Annotated in this window: 16 protein-coding genes; 13 read left to right on the forward strand and 3 right to left on the reverse strand. The window is 70.6% G+C overall.

Annotated features, from left to right (window positions below; genetic code table 11):
• Positions 1-59: 59 nt before the first annotated feature.
• Positions 60-503: an HIT family protein gene (locus ACX9TP_RS03395; RefSeq protein WP_482978254.1), complete on the reverse strand. Its 444-nt coding sequence runs from the start codon at positions 501-503 to the stop codon at positions 60-62.
• A 375-nt stretch (positions 504-878) separates the two neighbouring features.
• Between ACX9TP_RS03395 and ACX9TP_RS03400 the strand changes: the two genes are divergently transcribed.
• The 9 genes from ACX9TP_RS03400 (at position 879) to ACX9TP_RS03440 (ending at position 17,584) form a co-directional block, all read left to right on the forward strand.
• Complete coding sequence (locus ACX9TP_RS03400) at positions 879-2,513, forward strand: carboxypeptidase-like regulatory domain-containing protein (RefSeq protein ID WP_482978255.1); 1,635 nt, start codon at positions 879-881, stop codon at positions 2,511-2,513.
• A 262-nt stretch (positions 2,514-2,775) separates the two neighbouring features.
• On the forward strand, positions 2,776-4,710 hold the full coding sequence (locus tag ACX9TP_RS03405) for an Ig-like domain-containing protein (protein WP_482978256.1): 1,935 nt from the start codon (positions 2,776-2,778) through the stop codon (positions 4,708-4,710).
• A gap of 127 nt (positions 4,711-4,837) precedes the next feature.
• Positions 4,838-5,308: a response regulator gene (locus ACX9TP_RS03410; RefSeq protein ID WP_482978257.1), complete on the forward strand. Its 471-nt coding sequence runs from the start codon at positions 4,838-4,840 to the stop codon at positions 5,306-5,308.
• Positions 5,309-5,425: 117 nt separating this feature from the next.
• Positions 5,426-9,253 (forward strand): nSTAND1 domain-containing NTPase, encoded by a 3,828-nt coding sequence (locus ACX9TP_RS03415; RefSeq protein WP_482978258.1) that lies wholly within the window; start codon positions 5,426-5,428, stop codon positions 9,251-9,253.
• A 213-nt stretch (positions 9,254-9,466) separates the two neighbouring features.
• A complete protein-coding gene (locus ACX9TP_RS03420; RefSeq protein WP_482978259.1) occupies positions 9,467-10,435 on the forward strand; it encodes an ADYC domain-containing protein in 969 nt (322 codons plus the stop codon).
• A 208-nt stretch (positions 10,436-10,643) separates the two neighbouring features.
• Positions 10,644-11,918 (forward strand): efflux RND transporter periplasmic adaptor subunit, encoded by a 1,275-nt coding sequence (locus tag ACX9TP_RS03425; protein WP_482978260.1) that lies wholly within the window; start codon positions 10,644-10,646, stop codon positions 11,916-11,918.
• 39 nt (positions 11,919-11,957) lie between these two features.
• Positions 11,958-15,146: an efflux RND transporter permease subunit gene (locus tag ACX9TP_RS03430; protein ID WP_482978261.1), complete on the forward strand. Its 3,189-nt coding sequence runs from the start codon at positions 11,958-11,960 to the stop codon at positions 15,144-15,146.
• Between the two features lie 146 nt (positions 15,147-15,292).
• Entirely contained in the window at positions 15,293-15,529 is a 237-nt protein-coding gene (locus ACX9TP_RS03435) for a hypothetical protein (RefSeq protein ID WP_163997670.1), read from the forward strand.
• A gap of 87 nt (positions 15,530-15,616) precedes the next feature.
• Positions 15,617-17,584 carry a 4-alpha-glucanotransferase gene (locus ACX9TP_RS03440; RefSeq protein ID WP_482978262.1) on the forward strand — a complete coding sequence of 656 codons (1,968 nt, stop codon included), beginning with the start codon at positions 15,617-15,619 and terminating at the stop codon, positions 17,582-17,584.
• Positions 17,585-17,603: 19 nt separating this feature from the next.
• On the opposite strand, the gene ACX9TP_RS03445 is transcribed toward ACX9TP_RS03440, so the two are convergent.
• Both ACX9TP_RS03445 and ACX9TP_RS03450 read right to left on the reverse strand, forming a co-directional pair.
• Complete coding sequence (locus tag ACX9TP_RS03445) at positions 17,604-18,455, reverse strand: AMIN-like domain-containing (lipo)protein (protein ID WP_482978263.1); 852 nt, start codon at positions 18,453-18,455, stop codon at positions 17,604-17,606.
• Between the two features lie 88 nt (positions 18,456-18,543).
• Positions 18,544-19,551 carry a DUF1028 domain-containing protein gene (locus ACX9TP_RS03450; protein ID WP_482978264.1) on the reverse strand — a complete coding sequence of 336 codons (1,008 nt, stop codon included), beginning with the start codon at positions 19,549-19,551 and terminating at the stop codon, positions 18,544-18,546.
• A gap of 415 nt (positions 19,552-19,966) precedes the next feature.
• Between ACX9TP_RS03450 and ACX9TP_RS03455 the strand changes: the two genes are divergently transcribed.
• The 4 genes from ACX9TP_RS03455 (at position 19,967) to ACX9TP_RS03470 (ending at position 25,805) form a co-directional block, all read left to right on the forward strand.
• Complete coding sequence (locus ACX9TP_RS03455) at positions 19,967-21,268, forward strand: pyridoxal phosphate-dependent aminotransferase (protein ID WP_482978265.1); 1,302 nt, start codon at positions 19,967-19,969, stop codon at positions 21,266-21,268.
• Between the two features lie 255 nt (positions 21,269-21,523).
• Positions 21,524-22,810 carry an NTP/NDP exchange transporter gene (locus ACX9TP_RS03460; RefSeq protein ID WP_482978266.1) on the forward strand — a complete coding sequence of 429 codons (1,287 nt, stop codon included), beginning with the start codon at positions 21,524-21,526 and terminating at the stop codon, positions 22,808-22,810.
• Positions 22,811-22,867: 57 nt separating this feature from the next.
• On the forward strand, positions 22,868-24,049 hold the full coding sequence (locus ACX9TP_RS03465) for an SDR family oxidoreductase (protein WP_482978267.1): 1,182 nt from the start codon (positions 22,868-22,870) through the stop codon (positions 24,047-24,049).
• Between the two features lie 250 nt (positions 24,050-24,299).
• The gene (locus tag ACX9TP_RS03470; protein ID WP_482978268.1) at positions 24,300-25,805 is read left to right on the forward strand and encodes a hypothetical protein; all 1,506 of its coding nucleotides are present in this window, start codon (positions 24,300-24,302) and stop codon (positions 25,803-25,805) included.
• Positions 25,806-26,312: the final 507 nt, after the last annotated feature.

Raw genomic sequence — 26,312 nt, forward strand, 5'->3', positions numbered from 1 at the left:
GGCGGTACCTCTCGACGGGAGGGAGGCCGGTTGTCTAACACGCGGACCGGGGGCGAGGCTCAGCGCGTCAGCGCGGCGGCGAGCGAGCGTGCCGCGGCCTCCAGCTCCTCCGCCGGACGGTGGTCGGCGGGAGCGGCGTCGAAGGCGGCGCGGCCCCACAGGCGCTGGGGCGTCTGGGCGAAGCGGGGGATGAGGTGCAGGTGGAAGTGGCGGAGCACGTCGCCGATGGCGAAGGCGTAGGCATGCTCGGCGCCGAGCACCTCCCGCTGGGCGCGCATCACCCGGGCGGCGAACGGCCCGAGCTCACGCGCGGCGTCCTCGTCCAGGTCGTACCAAGCGCGCACGTGTCGCTCACTGGAGATGACCACCCAGCCGGGGACGGGACTGGAAGACGCCACGCCATGCAGCACCAGCCCCGCAGCCCGGGCGAGCACGCCCCCCACCGGCCGGGTTTCTCCGCGCACGATGGCGCAGCCGAGGCATGGGTCATTCACGTCCGACATGGCCCCACCCTAGTGGCGCGTCCGCGAAGTAATCCAACATAGTCGAGGCAAGCCACTTTGCGAGCCCGAGTGCTGGGGCCGCGAACCCTCTTCGACTATGTCGAAGAATCTCGCGGACGCTCCACTAGCAGGGGCGAAGGCGGACAGGACCCGGCAGGGGGTGAGTCACTCTGGACATCTCTCCTCGGATTCTTGGGAGGGGAGGTGGGGAGCTGATCCGAATCGGAGCGAGCGTCGACGAGTGCGGGGCCCCGTCTTGACGGGATGGGCTCGGGTCGGAGAGTGTCCGCTCCACGCCCTTCCAAGTGTTGGGGCGTCGATATTGGGGAATTTCCTTTAAAGGTGGGGATGATGAAGAAGCATCTGGTTTTTGCCGTGGTTCCGTTCCTTGCGCTGGGCTGTGGCGACGATCTCAAGGACGAGAACGGCGACGGTATCGCGGACGGCGTGCGTGAGCCCGACAGTGTGACGGTGGTGACGCCCGCCAATCCGAAGGGCACCGTTTCGGGCCAGGTGCTGGGCACGGACCTGAAGCCGCTGGGCGATGCGTCGGTGAAGATGACCATCGGCAGCGCCGCGGATCCGGTGGCGACGACCACGGACGCCGAGGGCAACTTCGAGTTCACGGACGTGCCCGCGGGCGCGCAGGTGCTGCTGACCTTCACGAAGCAGGGCTATGCCACGCTGCGCGCCACCTCGGCGGTTCCGTCGTCGGCGGGCAACGTGCCCATCAACAACGGCAACGCGAGCTTCGGCCCCATCACCCTGGCGAAGCTGGACGGCACGCTGAACTTCCTGCTGGTGACGCCGCAGGGCCGTCCCGCGGCTGGCGTGAAGGCGACGCTCGAGGCCACGCCGGCGGGCGCTGTCATCCTGTCCAACTCCGAGAACAATTCGCAGCAGGCGGTGAGCACGGTGGTGGTCGAGGCGACCTCCAACGAGCAGGGCGCCCTGGTGTTCACGGGCGTCCCCAGCGCGGCGGAGATGGCGCGGCTGCGCAACGGCCAGGGGCAGTACAGGCTGTGGGTGTCCCCGATGGACTCCGACGCCAACGGTGTCCCGGAGACCGGTGGCTACGTGAACAGCTACGCAGGGTCGGACATCGTCGCGAACAGCACCCTCCGCATCATCAACCTGCCCTTCACGCGGCCGCAGGCGAGCTCGCTGAACATCGAGAGCAGCAACGTGGCCAGCCTGACGGGGAACACCGACTATGACCCGCTGCGGAACATGGTCCGCCCGGGCGAGCCCATCCACCTGTTCTTCAACCAGCCCGTGCAGCAGGGCTCGCTGCTGGCGCGCCTGACGGACGAGTACGCTCGCGAGTCGCTGTCGGTCACCGCCACCGTGAGCAATGGCGGCTACAGCGCCACCATCAACCCGGGCGCCACCGTGGTCGAGGGCAAGGAGTACAACCTGGACGTGCGTGCCGTGTCCGCCGAGGGCGGCAGCATCTACGAGTCCACGGGCTTCTTCTTCGTCGGGGATTTGAACAGCCCGCGGGCGATTTCCATCACGGACGCTCGCTACCAGGAGACCTCGACCGCCTCCCCGAGCCAGATCAACAGCGGCGAGACGGTCTACATCAACTTCAACTCCCCCATCTCTCGTACGGTCTCCAGCTCCGGGCACGTCTATGTGCACATGAACTTCGACATTGGTGGCCCTACGCCGGGCGTGGTCGGCGACTACCCGGGTGAGGTGAATAACGCTGTGGGCTTCGAGCTCTTCAGCGCCGAGCCCACGGCCCCCATCCAGACGCGCATCCCGGCCGAGACCCCGGTGTTCCAGATCAACGGCTCGGGTTACACGACCCGCTGGGCGTTCACCTTCTCTGGCGTCAACTCCATCTCAAGCTTGAGCTTCAGCTCGCTCGGCATGGTGGTGTCCTTCTCCAAGCTCCCGACGCGTTACATCAACGGCACCTACGAGAGCTTCTGGGGCCAGCCTGTCACGAACGAGCTGACGGTGACGGGGATCACCCAGCAGCCCGTGCCCGTTCTGCCGTGATGAGCGGTCAGGGTTGAATCGCCAGTATTGAATGGTCTTCTCAGCGCCCCCGTGGAATGGGTTCCACGGGGGCGCTGCTGTTCTGGGGAAAGCCCCGGAAGTGCTGTAGCGGGCGTCCACGAAGACGGATCCGAGTCTCCGCGATGGAGTGTGTCGCCGGATGAGCTGCCGCCCGATGGGTGGAACCCCTGGTTCTTCCAGAGGACTTCTGGCTGCTCACCATGGTGCGACCCGGAACAACGAGTGCATTCCAGTCCGTGCCATGAGCCAAGCCCCACGTCTTGCCGTACTCGCTGTCTTCCTGTTCTGTGCATGCATCGACCTGCCGGAGATAGAACAGGTTTCGGAAATCCCTGATGCGGGTGAGCCGGATGCTCACGTCGAAGATGCTGGAACACCGGACGCTTCGGTTCCGGACTCTGGCACCTCGGACTCTGGCACCTCGGACTCTGGCACCTCGGACTCTGGAGTTCTGGATTCGGGCATTCCGGATTCAGGCGCCCCGGATTCGGGCGTGCCCACGCTGACGGTGACGTTCGTCACCTCGCGGTCGGTCACCAACAGCGACGTGCAGGTGAGCGCCACCGTGACGGGCGCCTCGCCCGACGAAGTCGAGCTCCTCGTGGATGGAGTCGCTGTTGCAACCCTGGCTTCACCCTACGAGCTACTCTGGAGTACTCGGTCTCTCGAAGAGGGCACCCACATGCTCTCAGTGAGGGCGACCCTCGAAGGACGCAGGTTCACGAGTGAATCGCATCCCCTCATCGTGGACAGAACGCCGCCTCGCCTGGTTTCCCAGACGCCTCTGACAGGGGCTCAGGCCGTCTCCGTGCACCAGACGGTGCAGGCGACCTTCTCCGAGCCTCTTGATTCGACCACCGTGAGCACGGAGTCCGTGAAGTTGCTGTCCGATGCAGGCGTCATCGCCGCCGAGGTCGCGTTGACGCCCGAGGGCACCTCGCTGGCGATACAGCCCGCTGCTCTTCTGCCGACTGATGTGGTCGTGCAGGTGAAGTTCGAAGGTTCCGTGGCGGACCTGGCGGGAAACGCCGTCCAGGTGCTTCCGGAGCCCTGGAAGTGGACGGTTCCCGGATTCCTGCCTCTCGGTGGGCCTCTGAGCGCCAGTCCGACAAAGAGCTCGGAGGTGTTGTGCGCCTCTCTTCAAGTCGATGGAGCGGGACGGCCTGTCGTGGCGTGGTGGGACGGTACGGGTGTCGAGGTACCTTTCGGTGTCCGCGTCAGAAGCTGGAATGGCAGCGGCTGGGAGCAGCTGGGGGGCGTGCTCGAGGTGCCCACCAACGCCTTCAGTTCCTTCTGCTCACTCGCTGTTGATGGACAGGGGCGGCTCATCGTTGTTTGGGCTGAAATCCCAAGCTCTGGGGCCATCAGCCTGCGCACCCGCCGGTGGAGCGGGTCGACCTGGGATGTGATGGGAGACGTGGTCCTGCGCCAGCAAGCCGATGCTGAGCTCATTATCTCGAGGGGGAACAGGCAGGGTCAGCTCGCGTTGGCGTTCCGAGAGCTCTACCAGGGCGTCGACCAGGTCCTGGTTTGGCGTTGGAATGGCAGTGGCTGGAGCATGCTGGGAGGAGGCCTCAAGAGCAGTCCATCCTTGAGCGTTTCCGGTATTCGCATGGCACTCGATGCGGCTGGACATCCTGTTGTCGCATGGAGTGAGGGCAGTGCTGGAAGCCTCGCGGCCTACATGAGGCGTTGGAATGGCAGCGCCTGGGATACCATCCCGATGCCTGCGCAGACCTATCCAGGTGAGGTCATCATTGATGACTCCGGCGCTCCCGTTCTGGATGTACCTGTTTGGAATGGAACCGCCTGGAGTGCTCAGCTCCAAAGGTGGAATGGGAGTTCCTGGGCATTGCTCGGCAACCCCATCAGCCTCTATTCCGGGGCAACGGATTCCAAAGTGATGGCGCTCGCCCTGGACGCCCAGGGAGGGCTGACCGCACTGATTGGCGAGCCGGAAGTCGCAGGGGGAGCCACCATTTTCCATGCCCGCCGTTGGAATCTGGGGGCCTGGGTGTCGGTAGGTGGCTTCTTGAGGAAGACGCCCGGTTCGAACACCGTGAGAGGGGCCTTGTTCGCGGTGGACTCCGCTGGCCAGCCTGTACTGGCGCGGGTCGAACAGCCCGAGAATGAGCCCGGCAACCACAGGGTCTACGTCTACACCCCCAACAACTGAGTCCTCCGCTGAACACTTCCCTCGCGCCTCCGTCCCATTCGCCAGATTGGGGCTGGGGACGGGCGCGTCGGAAGAGTCGTGTATAGATTCCCTACCGCCCTTTCCCTACACGTGAGGCGTCGGTTCCATGAAGCGAACGGCCATGACAGCCCCGGAAGTCGAGGCGCCCGCCAACGCCCGCCCCACTCCTGCCAGCAACAAGATGCGGGTCCTCGTCGTCGACGACTTCGATGACGCGCGGGAGATGTATGCGGAGTACCTGGAGTTCGTCGGCTTCGAGGTGGACACCGCCTCCAACGGCAGGGAAGCGGTGGAGAAGGCGCAGGATGGTGATCCGGACATCATCCTGATGGACCTCTCCCTGCCCATCATGGATGGCTGGGAGGCCACGCGCCTCATCAAGCAGGACGCTCGGACGCGGGACATCCCCGTCATGGCGCTCACCGGCCACGTGCTCGCCGGCAACGCGGAGCATGCCCGGGAGGCCGGCGCGGACGAGTTCGTCGCCAAGCCGTGCCTGCCTCAGGACCTGGAAAACAAGATTCGAAACATGCTCAAGCCCAGCAAGGCGAAGGGCAAGAGCGGGCAGGGGAGCTGAGCCACCCGACATCCCCACTGCCCGACATCGGACACTCGGGGCACCGCTGTTCCGCTGCGCATCGTTCCCTGTCCCCGTCCGGTTGACCCCTGGCGGGAGGATGCATACGCACCCCCTGTGGGCTCTTCCCCCGCCGCCTCTCCGTCGCCGCCCGACGCGTGGACTCCTCCGCAGGAGTTCGACGAGTACCGGCTCGTGCGTCCCATCGGCCGCGGGCGGACGGGCCGGGTGTACCTGGCCCACGACACGCTCCTCGAGCGCCCGGTGGCGGTGAAGTTCATCCCCGCGCTCGGCTCCAACGCCCTGGCCCGCTTCCTCGTGGAGGCCCGCGCCGCCGCCCGAATCCAGCACCCCAACGTCGTCACCCTCTACCGGGTGGGACAGCTGGAGGAGCAGCCCTACCTCGTCTCCGAGTTCATCCGGGGCGTCAGCCTGGACCGGCTCTCCAAGCCCCAGTCCTGGGAGCGGGTGCTGTCCATCGGCAGGGATTTGGCGCGCGGGCTGAGCGCCGCCCACCGGCGCGGGGTGCTCCACCGGGACATCAAGCCCGGCAACGCGGTGCTCACCGAGGCCGGCGAGGTGAAGCTGCTCGACTTCGGGCTCGCCAAGCTGCTGGACGAGGCCGCCGAGCCGGGCGAGGCCTCCTCCCGCGCCCCGGGCGCCGCCGTGGCGCCGAAGCTGCCGGAGGACCTGGACCCGGAGGCCAGCCCCAACTTCTCCGCGCGCTCGCTGGACGGCGTCTTCCTCCCCTCGCTGCCGAGCGGCGCGCTGGTGGGCACGCCCTACTACATGTCCCCGGAGGCCTGGGCGGGCGAGGACCTCACGGCCCGCAGCGACGTGTACTCGCTGGGCGTGGTCCTCTACGAGTTGTGCGCGGGCCGCGGCCCCTTCCGCGACGTGCCCTGGCGGGATTTGCCCAAGGTGGTGCAGACGAAGGACGCCCGTCCCCTGGCCCAGGCCGCGCCCGACGTGGACGCCGCCTTCGCGGCCGTCATCGACCGGTGCCTGCGCCGCGAGCCCGCCGAGCGCTACACCTCCGCCGCGCACCTGCTCGACGCGCTGGAGGCCCTGTCCCGCGAGGAGGCGCCCACCGACGTCCCCGAGGGCAATCCCTACCGCGGCCTCCAGGCCTTCGAGGCCGAGCACCGCGCCGTCTTCTTCGGGCGCCGACGCGAGCAGCGCGCCGTGCTGGACAGGCTGCGCGCCGAGTCCTTCCTGCTCATCACCGGCGACTCCGGGGTGGGCAAGTCCTCGCTGTGCCTCGCCGGCATCCTCCCCGCGGTGGTGGAGGGCGGGCTGGAGGACGGCCGCCGGTGGCACACCGCGCGGCTGGTGCCGGGCCGCAGGCCCATGGCCGCGCTGGCCGCCGCGCTCGCCCCGCTGCTGGAAATCGAAGAGGAGCCGCTCGCCGAGGCGCTGCGCAACGAGCCCGCCTCCCTCGTCCGCCGGCTGCGCGCGAGGCTGGGCGCGAGAGACGGTCTGCTGCTCTACATCGACCAGCTCGAGGAGCTGGTGACGCTGGCCTCCCCCGTGGAGGCGGCGCTCGCGGGCCAGGCGCTCGGCGCCCTCGCGGAAGGGGCCAGCGGGGTGCGGCTCTTGGCCACCGGCCGCAGCGACTTCCTCACCCGCCTCACCTCCGTCCCCGGCCTGGGCGCGGAGGTGCCGCGCGCGCTGTACCTCTTGTGCGCGCTGACGCCCGAGGAGACGCGCGAGGCCGTCACCGGCCCCGCCCGCGTGAAGGGCGTGCGCTTCGAGTCCGAGGCGCTGGTGGACGCGCTCGTCGCCTCCACGACTTCCGCCGACGGCGGGCTGCCGCTGCTCCAGTTCGCGCTGGCGGAGCTCTGGGATGCGCGCGACGCGGAAGGCCGCGTGATTACCCAGGCCGCGCTGGACTCGCTGGGCGGCGTGGCTGGCGCCCTGGCGCGGCACGCGGACGCCGCGGTGGCGCGGCTGTTGCCGGACCAGCGCAGCGCCGCCAGGGGCGTGCTCCTGCGCCTCGTCACCGCGGACGGCACCCGCGCGCGCAAGACGGACCGCGAGCTGGTGGGGGACGACGCGCGCTACCGGGCCGCGCTGGAGGCCCTCGTCCACGCGCGCCTGCTGGTGGCGCGCGAGGCCCAGGAGGGCACCTCGTACGAGCTGGCCCACGAGGCGCTGCTGTCCGGCTGGAGCACGCTGGCGCGCTGGCTGGCGGAGGCCGCCGAGCGCCGCGAGGTCCAGGCCCGGCTGGAGGCCGCCGCCGCGCACTGGGAGAAGCTGCGCCACGCGCGAGAGGCGCTCTGGGGCCCGCGCCAGCTCGCCGAGACGAAGCTGCTCGACGTGAGCGAGCTCACGCGCCGGGAGCAGGACTTCCTCAAGGCCTCGCGCCGGACGATGGTGCGCAGCCGGCGCATGCGCCAGGCGCTGGCGGCGGGCTTCGTCCTGTCGCTGGGGCTCGTCTACGGCGGCCTCCGGCTGCGTGAGCGCTGGGGCCTGGACAGGCAGGTGCGCGCCGAGCTCCAGGAGGCCGCGCTCGCCCTGCGCGCGGTGGGCCACGAGCGCGCGGCGCTGGGCTCCGAGCGCGCCGAGGCCTTCCGTCTCTACGGCAGCGGCCACCGCGCGGACGCCGACAAGCTGTGGGGCAGGGCGGGCGCCCAGGCGGTGGTGGTGCGTCACCGCTATGACGCCGTCGCCGGCCGGCTGGAGCGCGCGCTGGCCCTGGCGCCGGGCCGCCCCGACGTGCGCGAGGCGCTGGCGGACTTCCTCTACGAGCGCGCCCTGTGGGCCGAGCAGGACGGCGACACCGCGGCGCTGCCCATGCTGCTCCAGCGGCTGAAGCTGTACGACGTCTCGGGCGCGCGCTGGCAGCGGTGGAACGCGCCCGCGCGCCTCACGCTGGAGACGCCCGTCCCCGGCGTCCAGGTGGAGCTGCGGCCGCTGGGCCGGGACGCGCAGGGACGCGAGCAGCCCGGTGAGCCGCTGCCGCTCGTCGCGGGCCCGTGGGTGGACGTGTCGGTGCCGCCGGGGCGCTACCAGCTCTCCCTGCGCGCGCTGGGCCACGAGCCGGTGGTGCAGCCCGTGCTGCTGCGGCGCGGGGAGGCGCGCAAGCTCGGTGTGCCCCTGCCGCGCGTGGGCGCGGTGCCCGAGGACTTCGTCTTCGTCCCGCCGGGAGAGGTGCGCTTCGGCAGCGCGGCCGAGGCCAGCGTGCGCGAGTTCTTCAACGCGGTGCCGCTGCACGCCGTGGACGTGCCGGCCTTCTTCATCTCCCGCCACGAGGTGACGTACGCGGACTGGCTCCGCTTCATCGAAGCGCTGCCGCCCGGCGAGCGCGGCAAGCGCCTGCCCCGCGTGGGCACCGGGGGCTACGCGGGGCTGCTCGCGCTGGAGCGTGTGGACGGCGCCTGGCGCCTGCGCTTCCAGCCCGGCAGCGAGCCCTACGTCGCGAAGGCCGGCGAGAAGCTGCGCTACGCCCACCGCACGCGGCGGGTGGAGCAGGACTGGCTGCGCTTCCCCGTCAGCGGCATCACCTTCGCGGACGCGGAGGCGTACGCGGCCTGGCTGGCCTCCACCGGCCGCGTCCCCGGCGCGCGGCTGTGCACGGAGCTGGAGTGGGAGCGCGCGGCGCGCGGCGTGGACGGGCGCGAGTACCCGCACGGCGACACGCTGGGCCCGGACGACGCCAACATCGACACCACCTATGGCAAGCAGCCCGGGGGCTTCGGTCCGGACGAGGTGGGCAGCCACCCCGCCTCGCGCAGCCCCTTCGGCGTGGATGACCTGGCCGGCAACGTCTGGGAGTGGACGCGCTCCTGGCTGGAGCCGGGCAAGGCGGTGGCGCGCGGCGGCAGCTTCGCCTTCGCGGCCACCTCCGCGCGGGCTACCAACCGCGAGCTGCCGGAGCCCGCGCTGCGGGACGTGACGGTGGGCATGCGCGTGTGCGCGGACCCGCCACCCCCGGGGCCTTGAGCCGCCTGCTCGCACGCCAGGCAAGCTGCCAACCTCCGTACATCCCGCGTTACCCGACGCTGGAACCCCCCGGTCCTCCCCGCCGTGCCAATGCACTGCTCGCAGGTGGACGCCGCAAGTGCCCGTCCGCATGCGGGAGTCTTGCGGCGCACGGCGGGACTGCAAATCTTGCAAGTCGTAGGACGGGGCTGGTCGGGTCGGGGAGGTCGGGTCATGGGCGAGTGGCGGGTGGTTCGGGCGGCAGTTCTTGCCTGCGGGTTGGTGGGGTGTGCGGGCGGCTCGGTGACGGAGTCCGAGCCCACGTTGCAGTCGAGCGTCGCGGAGCTGGCTGCTCCCAACGGGCGCAACCTCAACGGGCGCAACCTCAACGGACGCAACCTCAACGGCACCTCCATGGGGCCGCTGCTCTCCGTGAATCTGTCCGGGGCGTTCGCGGCGGACAGCGTGGATGACCCGATGAGCTCGGTGTGGCTGCAGGGCAGCGTCTTCCACGGCTTCAACGGGGGCCGCGAGGTGTCCGGCCTGGACTTCCTCGGCGCGCGCTTCACCGGCAACCTCGGTGGCGGCCAGACGGTGGAGCTGCGCGTGGACGACATCCAGCCGGCCACCGGCGCCAGCGAGGACATCTGGTCCTACCGCGTTTCCTTCCGCGACAGCGCGGACGGCACCTGGAAGCCCGCGTGCCCTGCGGCGGATGGCTCCGCGCTGAATGCCATTCCCGTGTCCGGCACCTGGAACCACCAGGAGGGCGTGCCCGGTGGCGGCGCGCACCTGGACGACCCCACCCTCTTCACCTTCGCCTGCGAGGGCGCGGCCATCGCCAAGTGCGTCCAGTTCGGCTACCGGCCGTGGGCCACGGCGGCGGATGGCCGCAGCCTCGCGGACCTCCACCAGGCCTGCACGCGCATGGTGCGCGCGGACTTCTGCGGCGACGGCACCTCGCACACGCAGGACGGCAACTGGGTGAACCTCTACGACGCGCTCGGCGTGCAGCAGGACACCGAGTCGTGGCTGCTGGAGGCCGAGTGGAACACCGATGGCGCCCTGTGCTCCTCCTCCACCACGCGCTCCACCCTGCCGGTGAGCTGCCCCAACAAGCCGCAGCTGTCGGGCTGCGGACAGCCGGGCCACTTCCGCACCGGCACCCTCCTCATGAGCGAGGTGCCGCCCACGGCGCCGTGACACGGCGTCTCCTGGACGCCTTCGCGACACGCAGCGGGCCCTGAGTGGCCCGCCCGCCCGTCTGCTCCCCTTTCAGGCAGTGGACAGGCCGGCCTTCGCGGGTACGGAACGACACCGGGTGCGGCTACCGGAGGCAGGGGGCCGACACCATGGTTAGCCGGCTCGCCGGAGCCCGGAGGTTGGCCCGGCGGAGGACGGGAGACTCGCCGTGAGACGCGCACACGTGAGCGGGAGGACGCGGGGCCGGGTGCTCGGGCTGCTGCTGGGCGTGGCCTGTGCCGTGGCCGGTTGCAAGAAGGACCCGGACGGAGCGGCCGCGAAGCCCGTGGAGCCGGTGGTGACGCTCGGGCAGGAGAACGTCGCCCGCGCGGAGGCGCGAGAGCTGCAGTCGGGCCCCGGCATCTCCGGCACCCTGCAGGCGCGCCTGGCGGCCGCGGTGCGCGCGGAGGTCGGCGGCACCATCCTCGACATCAAGGCCGAGCAGGGCCAGCGGGTGAAGAAGGGCGAGGAGCTGGCGCGCATCGAAGCGGCCACCCTGAGGGACCAGCTCATCGCCACGCGCACCACCGTGCGCACGGCCAGCAGCGCGCTGCAGGTGGCCCGCGCCGAGGAGGAGCGCAGCGCGAAGCTCGCCAAGGCGGGCGTCATCACCCAGCGCGACCTCGAGCGCGCCCAGCTCGGGGTGTCCCAGGCGGAGGGACAGCTCGCGGAGGCGCGCTCGCGGCTGGCCCTGGCGCAGGAGCAGGTGGGCCGCTCGCGCATCACCGCGCCCTTCGACGGTGTGGTGAGCGAGCGCCAGGCGAGCACGGGTGACGTGGTGCAGCCCGGTACGCCGCTCTTCACGGTGGTGGACCCGCGCACGCTGCGGCTGGAGGCCTCCGTGCCCGCCGCGCGGCTGGAGCAGGTGAAGGCGGGCACGCCGGTGGAGTTCCAGGTCACCGGCTACGGTGAGCGCTCCTTCAGCGGCAAGGTGGAGCGCATCAACCCCGTGGTGGACCCGGCCACCGGCCAGGTGCGCATCTACGTGGCCATCCCCAACACGGACCTCGAGCTGCTCGCGGGCCTCTTCGCGGAAGGCCGCGTGGCCTCGCAGGCGCGGCGCGCGCTGGCGGTGCCGGTGGATGCCATCGACGAGACCAACGGTGCCCCCGCGGTGCTCCGCATCCAGGACGAGCGCGTGCAGCGCGTCCCCGTGACGCTGGGGCTGCGAGACGACGTCGCCCAGCAGGTGGAGGTCCGCTCCGGGCTCCAGGCGGGAGACGTGGTGCTGCTGGGCTCGGCGCGCGACGAGGTGGGCGAGGGCTCGCGCGTGAAGGTGGAGGCGCCGCGTCCGGAGTCGAAGCCCGTGGCGGACGACGGCCCGGGCGTGGGTGGCTCGGAGGCCCCGCCCAAGGCCCCGGCGCAGAAGCAGCAGGGACAGTCTCCCTCCACGCAGCCGAGCACGCAGGGGGCCTCGAAGGGCGCGACGTCTCCTTCGCCCTGAGGCCGCCCTCGTCCCATCGCATCCGCCGGGAGTCACTCCGTGTTCATTTCGGACTTCGCCATCAAGCGTCCCATCGTCACCATCACCGCGATGGTGGCCCTGGTCGTCTTCGGCCTCGTGGCCCTCTGGCAGCTAGAGACGGACGAGTTCCCCGACGTCCAGCAGCCCGTCATCAACGTCACCATCGTCTACCCGGGCGCCTCGCCGGACACGGTGGAGCGCGAAATCGTCGAGCCGATTGAAGACGCCATCTTCGCCATCAACGGGGTGGACCCGAAGGAAACGACGTCCACGGCCACCGACGGCCTGGCCACCTTCATGGTGTTCTTCAACTTCGAGAAGGACATCCAGGAGGTGTCCCAGGACATCCGCGACGCCATCTCCAGCAAGCGCGCGGACCTGCCGCAGGAGATGGAGGAGCCCATCCTCACGCGGTTCGACCCGGCGGACCAGCCCATCGTCTCGCTGACGCTCACCTCGGACCAGCTCGACGTGGCGGCGCTGTCTCGCGTGGCGGACCCGCTGGTGGTGGGCGAATTGCGCTCGGTGCCCGGCGTCGCGCAGGCGGACGTGGTGGGCGACGTCGAGCGGGAGATGACGGTGCAGCTCAAGCCGCAGGCGATGCAGGCGGCGGCCGTGTCGGTGGCGGATGTGGTGGCCGCGCTGCAGGCGCAGAACCTGGCGGCGCCGGTGGGCCGCATCAACTCCAAGCTGTCCGAGGAGTCCATCCGTCTCAAGGGACGCCTGGAGCGCGTGGAGGAGTTCCGCGACATGGTGGTGGCCACGCGCAACGGGCAGGCCATCCGCCTGTCCCAGGTGGCGGACGTCTTCGTGGGCTCCGAGGAGCCGCGCACGCTGGCGCTCTATGAAGGCGCGGAGGCCGTGGGCATCGAAGTGCTGAAGTCCAAGGGCTACAGCACCACCGAGGTCGCCGACGCGGTGCGTGCGCGCGTGGAGGCCCTGCAGACGCGGCTGCCCGCGGGGGTGAAGCTGGCCATCGTCCGCGACGCGGGCGTGCGCGTGGAGAACGCGGTGGAGAACGTGCAGTCCGCGCTGCTGGAGGGCGCGATTCTCACCGTGCTGGTGGTGTTCATCTTCCTCAACTCGTGGCGCTCCACCGTCATCACCGGCCTGGCGCTGCCGGTGAGCGTGCTCGCGGCCTTCATCAGCGTCTGGGTGTTCGGCTTCACGCTCAACACCATGTCGCTGCTGGGCCTGACGCTGGCCATCGGCATCCTCATCGACGACGCCATCGTGGTGCGAGAGAACATCGTCCGCCACGTGGAGATGGGGAAGGACCACTACACGGCGTCGCGCGAGGGCACCTCGGAAATCGGGCTCGCGGTGTCGGCGACCACGTTCTCCATCGTCGCCGTGTTCGTCCCGGTGGCCTTCATGTACGGCGTCGCCGGGCAGTGGTTCAAGCCGTTCGCCCTGACGATTGCGTGCGCGGTGCTGGTGTCGCTGTTCGTCTCCTTCTCGCTGGACCCGATGCTGAGCGCCTACTGGCCGGACCCGCAGGTGGAGAAGGGCGCGCGGCGCGGCTTCATCTCCCGGCAGCTGACGCGCTTCAACAGCTGGTTCGACCGGCAGGCGGACCGCTACAAGAGCGTCATCGCCTGGGCGCTGGACCACCGGCTGGCCATGGTGCTGGTGGCGGTGGGCTCGCTGGTGGGCGCGCTCGTGCTGCAGGGCACCGTGGGCGGCGCGGGCTTCGTGCCGGTGAGCGACCGCGCGGAGGTGGAGGTGCTGGTGGAGACGCCGCCGGGCTCCAGCCTGGACTACACGCGGCGCAAGGTGGAGGAGGTGGTGCGCCTCACCCGCGCGCACCCGGAGGTGGCGTACACGTACAGCACCATCGGCGTGCCGCTGCCGCTCAGCGCGCCCGGCGTGGACCAGGCACTGGTGTACGTGCGCCTCAAGCCGAAGGCGGAGCGCGACGTGAGCCAGGACGCGCTCGGCCGCATCTTCCGCGACGAGCTGAAGACGATAGGTGGCGCGAAGGTCTCCGTGTTCACCTCCGGCTTCGGCGGCGCCTTCAAGCAGATTCAGTTGGAGCTGCGGGGGCCGGACCAGAAGGTGCTGACGCAGCTCGCGCAGCAGGTGCAGAAGGAGATGGAGGCGGTGCCGGGCGCGGTGGACGTGGGGCTGTCCACGCGCGGGCAGAAGCCGGAGCTGGAGGTGGCGCTGAACCGCGGGCTGGCGGGACAGCTCGGCGTCACGGTGGGGCAGGTGGCCCAGGTGCTGCGCCCGGCCTTCGCGGGCCTGGACGTGGGGGACTGGGTGGACCCCATCGGTGAGACGCGGGACGTGATGATTCGGCTGGCGCCCGAGGCCCGCGACAACCCGAACGACCTGGCGCAGCTGCCCATCCGCGTGGCCGGGGTGCCGGGCGGCCCGATTCAGCTGGTGCCGCTGGGGCAGGTGGCGGACATCCGGCAGACGCTGGGGCCGGCGCAGATTACGCACCTGGACCGCGAGCGCGTCATCAACATCCAGGCGAACACGCAGGGGCGCTCGCTGACGGAGGTGATGACGGAAATCCAGGAGCGGGTGAAGAACGTGCAGCTGCCGTCCGGCTACACGCTGACGACGGGCGGCGAGTCCGCGGACCAGGCGGAGGTCTTCACTCGCGTGTTCATCGCGCTCGGGGTGGCGGTGCTGCTGATGTACCTCATCCTGGTCATCCAGTTCGGCTCGTTCCTGGACCCGCTGGCCATCCTCCTGTCGCTGCCGCTGTCGCTCATCGGCGTGGTGCTGGCGCTGCTGATTACAGGCGACACGCTCAACATCATGAGCCTCATCGGCGTCATCCTGCTGATGGGCATCGTCGCGAAGAACGCCATCCTCCTCATCGACTTCGCGAAGTGGTCTCACGAGAAGGGCATGCCGCTGCGCGAGGCGCTCATCGAGGCGGGACGCATCCGCCTGCGCCCCATCATCATGACGACGCTGGCGCTGGTGGCCGGCATGATTCCGGTGGCCATTGGCGCGGGCGAGGGCGGCGACTTCCGCGCGCCGCTGGGCCGCGCGGTGATTGGCGGCACGATTACGTCCACGCTGCTGACGCTGCTGGTGATTCCGACGGTGTACGAAATCCTGGTGGATGGCCGGAACTGGATGAGCCGCAGGCTGCGCAAGGTCTTCCACATGCGTCCGCCCCAGGAGCACGGGCCCCACGGTGGCGGCGGCGAGCCCCGCCCCGTGCCCCAGGCTCGTCAGGACTGAGCTGTGAGTCCGTCAGGCCGGGCCCTTCCGCTTCGTCCCGTCGGCCCAAAACCGACAAAGGACACGGAAGCATGGGCTGGGCCACGGACGCGCTTCAGGCGCTCGAACGAGGTGAGCAGGTAACCGTCCGTCCACGAGGAGGCTCCATGCGGGGCCGCATCGAAGACGGGCAGCGGGTGACGTTGGGACCGGTGGACCCTCAGGAGGTGGACACCGGGGACGTGGTGCTGGTGCGGTGGAAGGGCGGCGTCCTCCTGCACCTGGTGAAGCAGGCCACGAAGGACCGGGTGCTCATCGGCAACAACGTGGGCCGCATCAACGGGTGGGCCCAGCGGACGGCGGTGGTGGGCCGGCTCGTCAAGGTGCATCCACTCGGCTCCTGAGCTCGCCGGACGTTGATGTTGAACGTCTGGCCCGTCAGGACGGTTGGCGCCTCGCGCGGAGGCCCGTAGGGTCCGCGGCTGCCCCATATGGCTCCAGCGCTGCTGCCCGTAGACCACCACCGGCTCGTCACCGAGGCCCTCGCCGCGCTCGACATCCGCAATTGCGTGTTGAGCATCCACGACCCGAGCTTCCCCAGCCTCCCCGAGGAGGACACGGGCTGGGGCTCGCCGTACTCGGAAGGCGCGGCGCGCTTCCTCGCCTTCGCGCGGGAGCTGGGCTTCAACGGCATCCAGCTCGGGCCGCAGGGGCAGACCACCGAGTACAACGCGTCGCCGTATGACGGCACGCTCTTCTCGCGCAACCTCCTCAACGTGGCGCTCGCGCCGCTGGAGGAGCCCGAGCCCTGGGGCGCGCTGCTGCCGCGCGGGCGCGTAGCCGCCCTCGCCGCGAGCCGTCCGCGAGGAGCCGGCCCGGGCGAGCGCTACCGCCACGCCTTCCGCACGCAGCTCGCCGCGCTGCACGAGGCCTGGGAGTCCTTCCGCCGCCAGCGCGAAGCCCCGGAGGCGTCTGCGGCCCTGCGCGCGCTGGCCGGGCGCTTCGCCACCTTCCGCCAGCAGCACCACGCATGGCTCCTCCGCGACGGCCTCTTCGACGTGCTGTGCGAGGAGAAGCACGAGCCGGACTGGAGGCGCTGGGGCGACTCGCTCGACGGACGGCTGTGGAGTCCCCGCCACGAGGAGCAGGCCGCTGCCGCCGCGCGCCTCGTGGAGCTGGAGGCCCGGTATGCGGACGCGCTGGAGCGCCAAGCCTTCTTCCAGTTCCTCGTGCACGCGCAGCACCAGGCCCTGCGCGAGCGCACGGCGGGGTGGCGGCTGAAGCTGTACGGCGACTTGCAGATTGGCTTCTCACCGCGCGACACGTGGGCGTGGCAGGGACTCTTCCTGCGCAGCTACCTCATGGGCGCGCCGCCCAGCCGCACCAACCCGGACGGGCAGCCGTGGAACTACCCCGTGCTGGACCCGGAGCAGTTCTTCGAGGACGACGACGCGGGCGTGGCCGCCGGGCAGCGGACCGGGCCGGTGCTGCGCTTCATGAACGCGCGCATGGACAAGATGCTCGGCGAGTACGACGGGCTGCGGCTGGACCATCCGCACGGGCTCGTGTGCCCGTGGGTGTACCGCGCGGACATGCCGGATGCGCTGTGGTCCGTGCAGCACGGCGCGCGCCTCTTCTCGTCACCGGACCTGCCGGACCACCCGGACCTCGCGCGCTACGCGCTGGTGCACCCGGAGCAGCTGGACCGCACGGTGCCTCGCTATGCGGACGGAGAGGTGAAGTCCCTCACGCCGGAGCAGGTGCGCCGCTACAGCGTCCTCTTCGACACCATCGTGAGCGCGGCGCGGCGCAACGGGAGGGATTTGGGAGATTTGCTCGGCGAGGTGCTCAGCACGCTGCCGTACCCGCTGGAGCGGGTGCTGGCGCAGTACGGGCTGGGGCGCTTCCGCGTGACGCAGAAGGCGGACCTGAACAACCCGGCGGACGTGTACCGCAGTGAGAATGTCGCGCCCGAGGACTGGGTGATGGTGGGCAACCACGACACGAAGTCCCTGTGGCAGCTGGTGGGCGAGTGGCAGTGGCGCGGCCGGCTGAAGGCGCAGGCGGACTACCTCGCGTGGCGCCTGTGTCCGGAGGAAGCCGAACGGGAGGCCTTCGCGCAGCGGCTGGCGGCGGACCCGGGGCAGCTCGCGCAGGCGAAGCTGGCGGACCTGTTCGCCAGCCGGGCGCGCAACGTCATGATGTTCTTCACGGACCTGCTGGGAATGACGGAGACGTACAACACGCCCGGCACGGTGGACGCGCGGAACTGGTCCCTGCGAGTGCCGGGGGACTGGGCGCGCGAGTACCGCGAGCGGCTCCGAGGTGACGCGGCGCTGAACGTGCCCGCGGCGCTGGCCATGGCCCTGCGCGCGAGAGGCGCGGAGACCCGCGAGCGGCACCCGACGTTGCTCGCGGGCCTGGACCGGCTCGCGAGCGAGCTGCGCGGCGGGGCCTGAGCCGCCTCCCGCCGTGACGTCAGTGCTGCACGTCCACCACGAGGCGGGTGGGCGCCTGCAGCTCCATGACGCGGTACTTCTTGGGGCCCTTGTTGCCGAGCACCCACGTCACCTCGCCCTCGAAGTCACACGTGCGCTCCAGCTCGAGGATGACGGGCAGGCCGGGCTTCAGCTCCCGCTCCGCGACGGTGGCCTGACCCTTGTCGTCGTGCCCACGCGCCGGCGTGAGCGTCACCTGGAGCCAGCCCTGGCCGGCCACGGACGTCGGGTCTCCCGAGCCGCACTTGATGATGGGCTTGTCCACGTACTCCAGCCGGTAGCCCGGGAGGCTGGCGCCGTCGAACTCGAACACCACGCGGTCGAAGTCCGCGTGCTGCCCCGCGCGCACCGAGCGCAGCGTCACCGGCCTGCCCGGGGCGCGCTTCAGCGTCACGTTGCCCGCGGTCCACTCGCGGTTCTTCAGGTTCTCGGGAGTCTGGCCTGTCGCCGCTCCAGGCGCAGGGGTGGCCGACCCGGTGTGGGGGCTGCCCGTGGTCTGCGCGGCCCCGCTAGGAGCACTCCCCGTCGTGGGCGCGCCCCCACCAGCAGGGCTCCCCGTCCCGGGCTCGGCGGCGGGAGCCTCCTCCCGCACTTCCTCGGGAGGTGGCGCCGGCACCGTGCCCCCCTCACCGGGGAGCACGACATGCACGGGCGGCTTCGCGGCGGCTTCACCCTCACGGGGCAGGGTGCCCGGCGGCGGGCCCGCGGGCTGGGCGGGCGAGTCCTCCGGAGCGGGCAGCTCCGCGGCGGGATGCGGAGGCCCCTCCTCCTTCTTCGAGCACCCGGCGATTGCGATACACCCCGCGAGCCACAGCGACGTCAGCCTGCGCATCGTCCCTCTCCTGGCGGCCCGCTCGGTGAGGGCCCATGGCCTCCCTCTCGCACGAGCGGCGTCCGGGTTCCAGCCCGAAGCTCGCGCCTCACTGCCCCGGTGTCGGGCCGAGGAGCGCGCCGAGGTCCGCGTCGCGCAGGAAGTTGACCAGCACGCCGTCAATCTTCCGCACGCCGTCCACCACCACGGTGGGCTTCTCGAAGAAGAGGTTGTTCCACACGAAGTCGGCCAGGGCCTGCTCGGCGCGCGGGGACCAGCTGGCATCCATGGGCCCGCGGTAGTACCCGAGCTTGTGCAGCGCGCGCTTCACCACCTTCGTGTTCTCCCGGTCCAGCGGCACCAGGTCCGCCGCGTACGTCACGGCGAGGCCGGCCTGGTGGCGGTTCAGCTGCACCTCCAAATCCCGCAGCGCAGTGGTGCTGCCGTGGGCGACGGCCTCGGCAATCACGTGCGTGTAGAAGGCGGAGTCGTCCGTGCTGTTCCACACCCGGACGACGCCGGATCGCTCACCATTCAGGTCGCCACCCACGCGCGAGCCGGCCTTGAGCGAGGCGAACAGCCGCTGCGGCAGGCTGCCCCGGGCGAGGTCGAAGGCCTCGGCCATGACGCGGCACATGTCGGCGGTGGTCTGGTTGTTGGCCTGCACCACGTAGGTGGCGCCCTTCACGGCGCAGAGGGAGGGACGGTTCTCTTCACCGGTGCGCTGGCCCACCGCCACGGTGCCGTCGGGATGCAGCTTCACCGCGGCGAACTGGCGCAGGCTGGCCCACGGGTCCAGGGTCATCACGGTGTCGATGGCGGCCTGCGGCGCGTCCCCCGCGTCGATGCGGGAGAGGATGTAGTTGGCGGCATCCACCGAGGGAATCGACATGGTGGCCACCGCCACGTCCGGGCGCCCGTAGGGCACCAGCCCGCTGACGCCGCTGGGGAAGGAGATGACGGCCATACCGCACGACTTCTCCACCGGGTCGCACGCGACGATGGCGCGCGTGCCGAACAGGCGCGTGTTGACCGCGGGACGGTCCGCCGCGGCAGCGGTGGAGGACGCCAGAAGCAGGGACGAAACGACCAGCAGGCTGCGCTTGAACGGCTTCATCGTCGGGACCTCGGGAACGAGGGCGTCCGCTCCGCGCGCGCCAGACGGCACGGCGGTGGAGCCCTCGCGGATGGGGGATGGAGTCGAAGTCCGGGGCGCGGGTGTCATCCGCCCCGGAGCTGTCGGGGCAAAAAACGATGCAGCTCCCTGCTCATATCGGGCGACACGGGACGTCCCGGGAATACACGCAGGCGCCTCGCGTGGCGGCGCGGCGTACGCGTCGCTCCGACCTTTCCGGAGAGGGCCCGGCGTCCTGGTTGCCCGGGGCACGGTGGGCCGGAAAATTGAAACAGCGGCACTTCGGCCACTGGATGCAAATGCATGACACACGGGGGGCCGGGCCGCGGTTATGGTGCGCGCCCGGCCGCAGTCCGCGTGCCCGCTCCAACGCGAACGAACCGGAGAGCAACACCTCATGGCAATCGACCTCACCTCCCTTCCCCGCCCTTCACGGGATGACTCCACCGTGGGCACCATGGCGAGGGGCCTCGTCGGCAGCGAGATTCTCAAAATCGCCGCGCAAATCCGGGAGCTCGTCGCCAAAGGCCAGAAGGTGTGCAACCTCACGGTGGGCGACTTCGCGCCGAAGGAGTTCCCCATCCCCGACGGGCTGCGGCAGAACATCGCCACCGCGCTCCAGGCCGGGGAGACGAACTACCCGCCGTCCGACGGCGTGCTCGACCTGCGCCAGTCGGTGCAGCGCTTCTACGAGCGCGCGCTCGGCCTGAAGTACCCGCTGGAGGGCATCGTCATCGCCGGCGGCGCCCGCCCCATCATCTACGGCACCTACCGCGCCGTGCTGGACGAGGGAGAGACGGTCGTCTACCCGGTGCCCTCGTGGAACAACAACCACTACGCGTACATCATGGGCGCCAGGAGCGTCGTGGTGGAGACGGACCCCGCGCACGGCTTCATGCCCACGGTGGAGCAGCTCGCGCCGCACCTGCCCTCCGCGCGCCTCCTGTGCCTGTGCAGCCCGCTCAACCCCACCGGCACCATGATTGCCCCGGACACGCTGGCCGCCATCTGCGAGCGCGTCGTCGCGGAGAACCGCGAGCGTGAGAAGCGCGGCCACAAGCCGCTCATCCTCATGTACGACCAGATTTACTGGGTGCTGAGCTTCGGCGCGGTGAAGCACGTGACGCCGGTGGAGCTGGTGCCGGAAGTGGCGCCGTACACCGTCTTCGTGGACGGCATCTCCAAGGCCTTCGCCGCCACGGGCGTGCGCGTGGGCTGGGGCGTGGGCCCGCCGACCATCATCGCCCGCATGCGCGACGTGCTGGGCCACGTGGGCGCCTGGGCGCCCAAGGCCGAGCAGGTGGCGGTGGCCCGCTACCTCGACGACACGCAGGCCACCGAGTCCTTCCTCACGGCGATGCGCCAGCGCGTGGACGAGCGGCTGGAGGCGCTGCACAAGGGCTTCACGCGGATGCGCGAGGCGGGCCTGCCGGTGCAGCACATCGCCCCGCAGGGCGCCATCTACCTCTCCGTGCGCTTCGACCTGGTGGGCAAGGGCGGCCTGAAGACGAACGACGACATCCGCAAGCTCCTGCTGGAGAAGGCCAGCTTCGCGGTGGTGCCCTTCCAGGCCTTCGGCCTCCCCGCCGACACCGGCTGGTTCCGCCTGTCCGTTGGCGCCACCTCGGTGAAGGAAATCGAGGAGGCCCTGCCGCGCGTGGAGGCCGCCCTCCGCGAGGCGCTCGCCGCCGGGAAGTAGTCCGTCCCCGCCGTCCGGTGGGGCACCGTCCGCACGAGGTCCCCACCCTTCCCGGATTCGGGACGCGGGGGAGGGGCGAAGCCTGGAGAACGGCCCCGGGGGCTCCGCGTCGCATGGCATTTTCAGTCCGGGTCAGGACGTTCTTCCGGACGGGGAACCCGGGAATACACTGCCCGGGCCTCCGTTGGTCGGGCACGTGCCCGGCCGGGACCCAGGCGTCCAGGCTTCCCTCAACGCGGCCGACCATCACCACCCATGCTCAAGCGATTCGTGGATGTCCGGGACGAGGAGGTGGGCGCGGTCCTCGGCTCGTTCCTCTACTTCTTCACGCTGATGTGCGGCTACGCCATCCTCCGGCCCATCCGGAACGAGATGGGGACGGCGGGCAGCGTGAGGGGGCTGGACTGGCTGATGACGGCCACCTTCCTGGTGATGCTGGTGGCGGTGCCGGCCTACTCGGCCCTGGTGTCGCGCTGGCCGCGGCGCGTCGTCATCCCCTTCATCTACCGCTTCTTCCTCGTCAACATGCTCGCCTTCTTCGTGCTGCTGAAGCTCGGAGTGGCCCGCGAGGTGGTGGCGCGCGTCTTCTACGTCTGGCTGAGCGTCTACAACCTCTTCGTCGTCTCCATCTTCTGGAGCTTCATGGCGGATGTCTTCGCCAGCGGCCAGAGCAAGCGCCTCTTCGGCTTCATCGCCGCCGGCGGCACCGTGGGGATGCTGGTGGGGCCCTTCCTGGTGGGGCGCCTGGCCGAGCCGGTGGGGCCGGTGAACCTCATCCTCGTCTCGGCGGTGATGCTGGAGGTGAGCGCGCAGTGCGTGCGCCGGCTGAGCGGCTGGGCCCATGACGTGCAGCATCAGCCGCCCGCGGCGGAGGGGCCGGTGGGAGGCGGGGTGCTGGACGGGCTGAAGCTGCTCCTGACGTCGCCCTTCCTGCTGGCGCTCGGGCTCAACGTCTTCCTCTACGCCGCGACGTCCACGTTCCTCTACTACCAGGAGGTCCAGCTCGTCGCGGCGGTGGGAAAGACGGAGGCCGCGCGCGTGGCCGTCTTCGGCGACATCGACTTCATCGTGCAGCTGGTGACGCTGACGCTGCAGGCGTTCGTCACGGGGCGCGTCATCTCGCGGCTGGGGGTGGGGGTGGGGCTGGCGGTGGCGCCGGTCATCACCATTGTTGGCTTCCTGGGGCTTGCGGCGGCGCCGCTGCTGGGCGTGCTCATCGCCTTCAAGGCGGTGCGCGGCGCCAGCCACTACGCGCTGGACCGGCCGTCTCGCGAGGTCCTCTTCACCACGGTGGACCGCGAGGCCCGCTACAAGTCCAAGAGCTTCATCGACACGGTGGTGTACCGCGGCAGCGACTCGTTGAGCGGGCACCTGCAGAGCGGGCTGTCCAAGCTGGGGCTGAGCATGCCGGGCCTGTCGCTGGCGGCGGTGCCGCTGGCGGGGCTGTGGCTCGCGGTGGCGCTGTACCTCGCCCGGCACCAGCGCCGGCATTCTCCGGCCGCGCTTGGGCCCCCGGTTCCCGATAATGTCCCGGCCCGCTGAAGCGGCCCGTTCCGCACGCAGTCCTTCGAAGCAACAGGGCAACAGGAGAAACACGGCATGAAGCTGTCCCGTAGAGGAGTGATTCAGGGAGCGGCCGCGGTGGGCTCGCTCTGGGCGCTGGGCTGTGCCTCGACGAGCAAGTCCGGCGCGGGCGGTACGGACACGGGCGCGCAGGGGCAGGCCGCGAAGGTGCCGCCGCCCGGCAAGCCGCAGAGCATCCTCATCCTCGGTGGCACCCAGTTCCTGGGCCCGGCGCTGGTGGAGTTCGCGCGCTCGCGCGGCCACACCGTCACCCTGTTCAACCGCGGCCGCACCAACCCGGGCCTCTTCCCGGACGTGGAGAAGCTGCAGGGCAACCGCGACCCGAACCGGGACAACGGCCTGAAGGCGCTCGAGGGCCGCAAGTGGGACGCGGTGGTGGACACCTCCGGCTATGTGCCCCGCGTCGTGAAGGCCTCCGCGGAGCTGCTGGCGCCCAACGTGGAGCACTACGTCTTCGTCTCGTCCATCTCCGTCTACAAGGACATGACGAACTACGGCATCGACGAGAACTCGCCGGTGGCGACGATGCCGGACGAGACGAACGAGAAGGTGATGGAGAACTACGGCGCGCTGAAGGCGCTGTGCGAGAAGGCGGCGGAGACGGCCATGCCCGGCCGCGTCCTCAACGTGCGCCCGGGCCTGATTGTCGGGCCGGACGACCCGTCGGACCGCTTCACCTACTGGCCGGTGCGCGTGGCGCGCGGCGGCGAGGTGCTGGCGCCCGGTGACGGGCAGGACCCCGCGCAGTTCATCGACGCGCGGGATTTGGCCGCGTGGATCATCCTCGGCGTCGAGCAGCGCACGAAGGGTGTCTTCAACGCCACGGGCCCCAGCGAGCCGGTGCTGATGAAGGACTTCCTGGAGCTGTGCAAGAAGACCACGGGCGGCGACGCGCGCTTCACCTGGGCGGACACGGCCTTCCTGGACAAGCAGAAGGTGGCGGCCTGGACGGACATGCCGGTGTGGGTGCCGCGCACGGGTGAGGAGAAGGGCCTGGGGCGGGTGAGCATCGAGAAGGCGGTGGCCACGGGCCTCACCTTCCGGCCCACGGCGGACACGATTCGCGACACGCTGGCGTGGTTCAAGACGCTGCCGCCCGAGCGTCAGGCGAAGCTGGACGCCGGCATCACCGCGGAGCGTGAGAAGGAAGTGCTCGCGGCCTGGCACCAGGAGAAGGGCACCGCGAAGGCGGGCTGAGGCTCAGGCGCGGATGACGGTGACCGGGAGGCCCGAGGGTGTACGGGCCTCCTCGGCGCGGGTGCGCTCGGAGATGGGCGGCTGGCCGCTCCGGCGGTCGAAGAGCACGAGATTGCCTCGCCGTCGCCTCCCGGACACTCCACACTCCACCCCGCCAGTTCTTGCAACCAGGTTAACAGCTTGGCAGGACGGGGACGCGGCACGGCTCGCCCCTCACGGTGGAGCCTCTGTCCGCCGTGAGGGAGCAACGATGACGCCCGACCTGAACCTCTCCGTCTTCCTGCCGCGGGCCCGCGCGCTGAGCGTGCTGCTGGCCCTGGTGCTCGCGGCCTGCGGTGGCAAGGAGGTGAAGCCCGGAGGTGATGACCCGCTGGACGCCGGCACCGGCGACACGGGCCCCTGCGCCCCGCTGAAGCTCGAGCGCGACCAGCAACTCGATGGCTTCCATGTCGACCGCTACACCTGGCGCGACGACGACTGCCAGCCGCGCTCGGCCGCGCTCGTGCGCAACGACGCCAGGGACCCGGCGGGGTGGAACGGCGGCTACCTCCGCCGCTACACCTACGAGGTGCAGGGCGCCACGCGCACCTGCGACGGCGCGCACAACCAGGTCCCCGGCTGGGGCATGGTGGTGTGCCACCTCAAGGACGGCGCCACCTGGGGCAACTGGACGGAGGGCGTGCAGGGCACCTGGCGCGTCGCCTTCGAGGGCCGCCACCACGCGCTGCATGAGTTCCGCTGGCCGCTCCCGCTCGACGGCCACGTCGTCAACGTCACGGTGCACTACCTCTTCGCCACCGGCCGGAGCCACCCGCTCTACGCGATTACGCACGACGCCTCGGGCTTCGCCGCGGACCTCATCGAAGCGGACGTGCGCTCCCCCTACGGTGACCTGCTCTTCGACGCCAACGCCAACGCCGAAATCGCCGGCCTGGGGTGGGGGGACCGCAACCGCTTCGTCACGCTCTCCTCGCCGGTGACGATGAACACCGGCTGGGACTACGCCGCGCCCAACGTCGTCCCCTACACCCGCATGTGGACGGAGGCGCCGGACGCGGAGATGGGCGTGGTGCAGACGCAGACGTGGGAGCAGAAGCCCGCGGGCGGCTACTGGCTCTACCCCAGCCGGGGCACCCGCGACGCGGACGGCCCCATGCCCGTGGACTACAACTGGACGTACCAGCTCAACCAGTACGAGCTGCCTGGCACCACCCGCTCACACCGCCTGGCGTGGGGCAGCAACTTCGGCGCCGTGGGACAGCGCCAGTACCCGCGCTATGGCGACGACGCCAACCTCTCCGGCCACCCCTACCAGAGCTACTCCACCTTCCTCGTGCTGGGCACCCACGCCGAGGACCCGGTGCTGGCGCTGGCGGCCGAGGTGGAGGCCTGGCAGGGCGTCCGCCTGACGGCCACCGAGGGCACCGTGGCCACCCGCGGCCCCGGAGGCGTGGGGCGCGCCGACGCCGTGACGTACGACGTGCCCGGCTACAACCCCGTCTACGCCACCTGGGAGGCCCAGGCCGCCAGCAACCGCGCCACGCTCCGCTTCGAGGCCGGCGCCCGCTCCCTCACGAATCCCCTGGTGGTGCTGCGCGGCTACACCGCCGCGCTGGCGCCCTCCCGCGTCACGCTGGACGGGCAGGCGCTCACGGCCGACGTGGACTACTTCGCCTCCGTGGACACCGCCGGGGACGTGCTGTGGCTCACCGTGCACCGCACCCTCACCGGCACCATGACGCTGCACGTGGAGTGAGGCGCCCCCAGGCCCCTGAAAAAGCTACGGGGGATGCTCCGATGGACTCGGAGCACCCCCCGGAAATGACCCATTCTCGGGTTCGCTCTCCCCCTCTTGGCGAGCGTGACCCCGGGTCCCCCTACCGCAGACGCCACCGCCCCCGCGGCAACGTCCTCCCACCCGCCCTTGATGTGTCCGGAGGGCCTTGGACCCCTCCAGCGAACTTTTTTCGAGACGCGCTTCCCCCCGGTGCGCGTCAGCGCTTCATGCGGCGCGTGTCCGGTATCCCTTGTACCGACACCCGCATGAGCTGCTGTGACTCCCCCCTCGAGCGTCCGGCGTCCTCCCAGGGCACCGCGGGACGCGAGAGTGCCCGCATCCGCGCCAGTGTCTGGGCCCGTCCGAACGTCTGCGGGCGCATGGCTGCCACCCGCGTCACTCCCCCCATGACTTCACGAAGTGGCTCGGTGGCGGTCGACTTCGCGAGTGCCGCCAGCTGCGTCCGCTTCGCCCCCGCGAAGACGG

The sequence above is a fragment of the Pyxidicoccus sp. M15 genome (genome assembly GCF_056858435.1).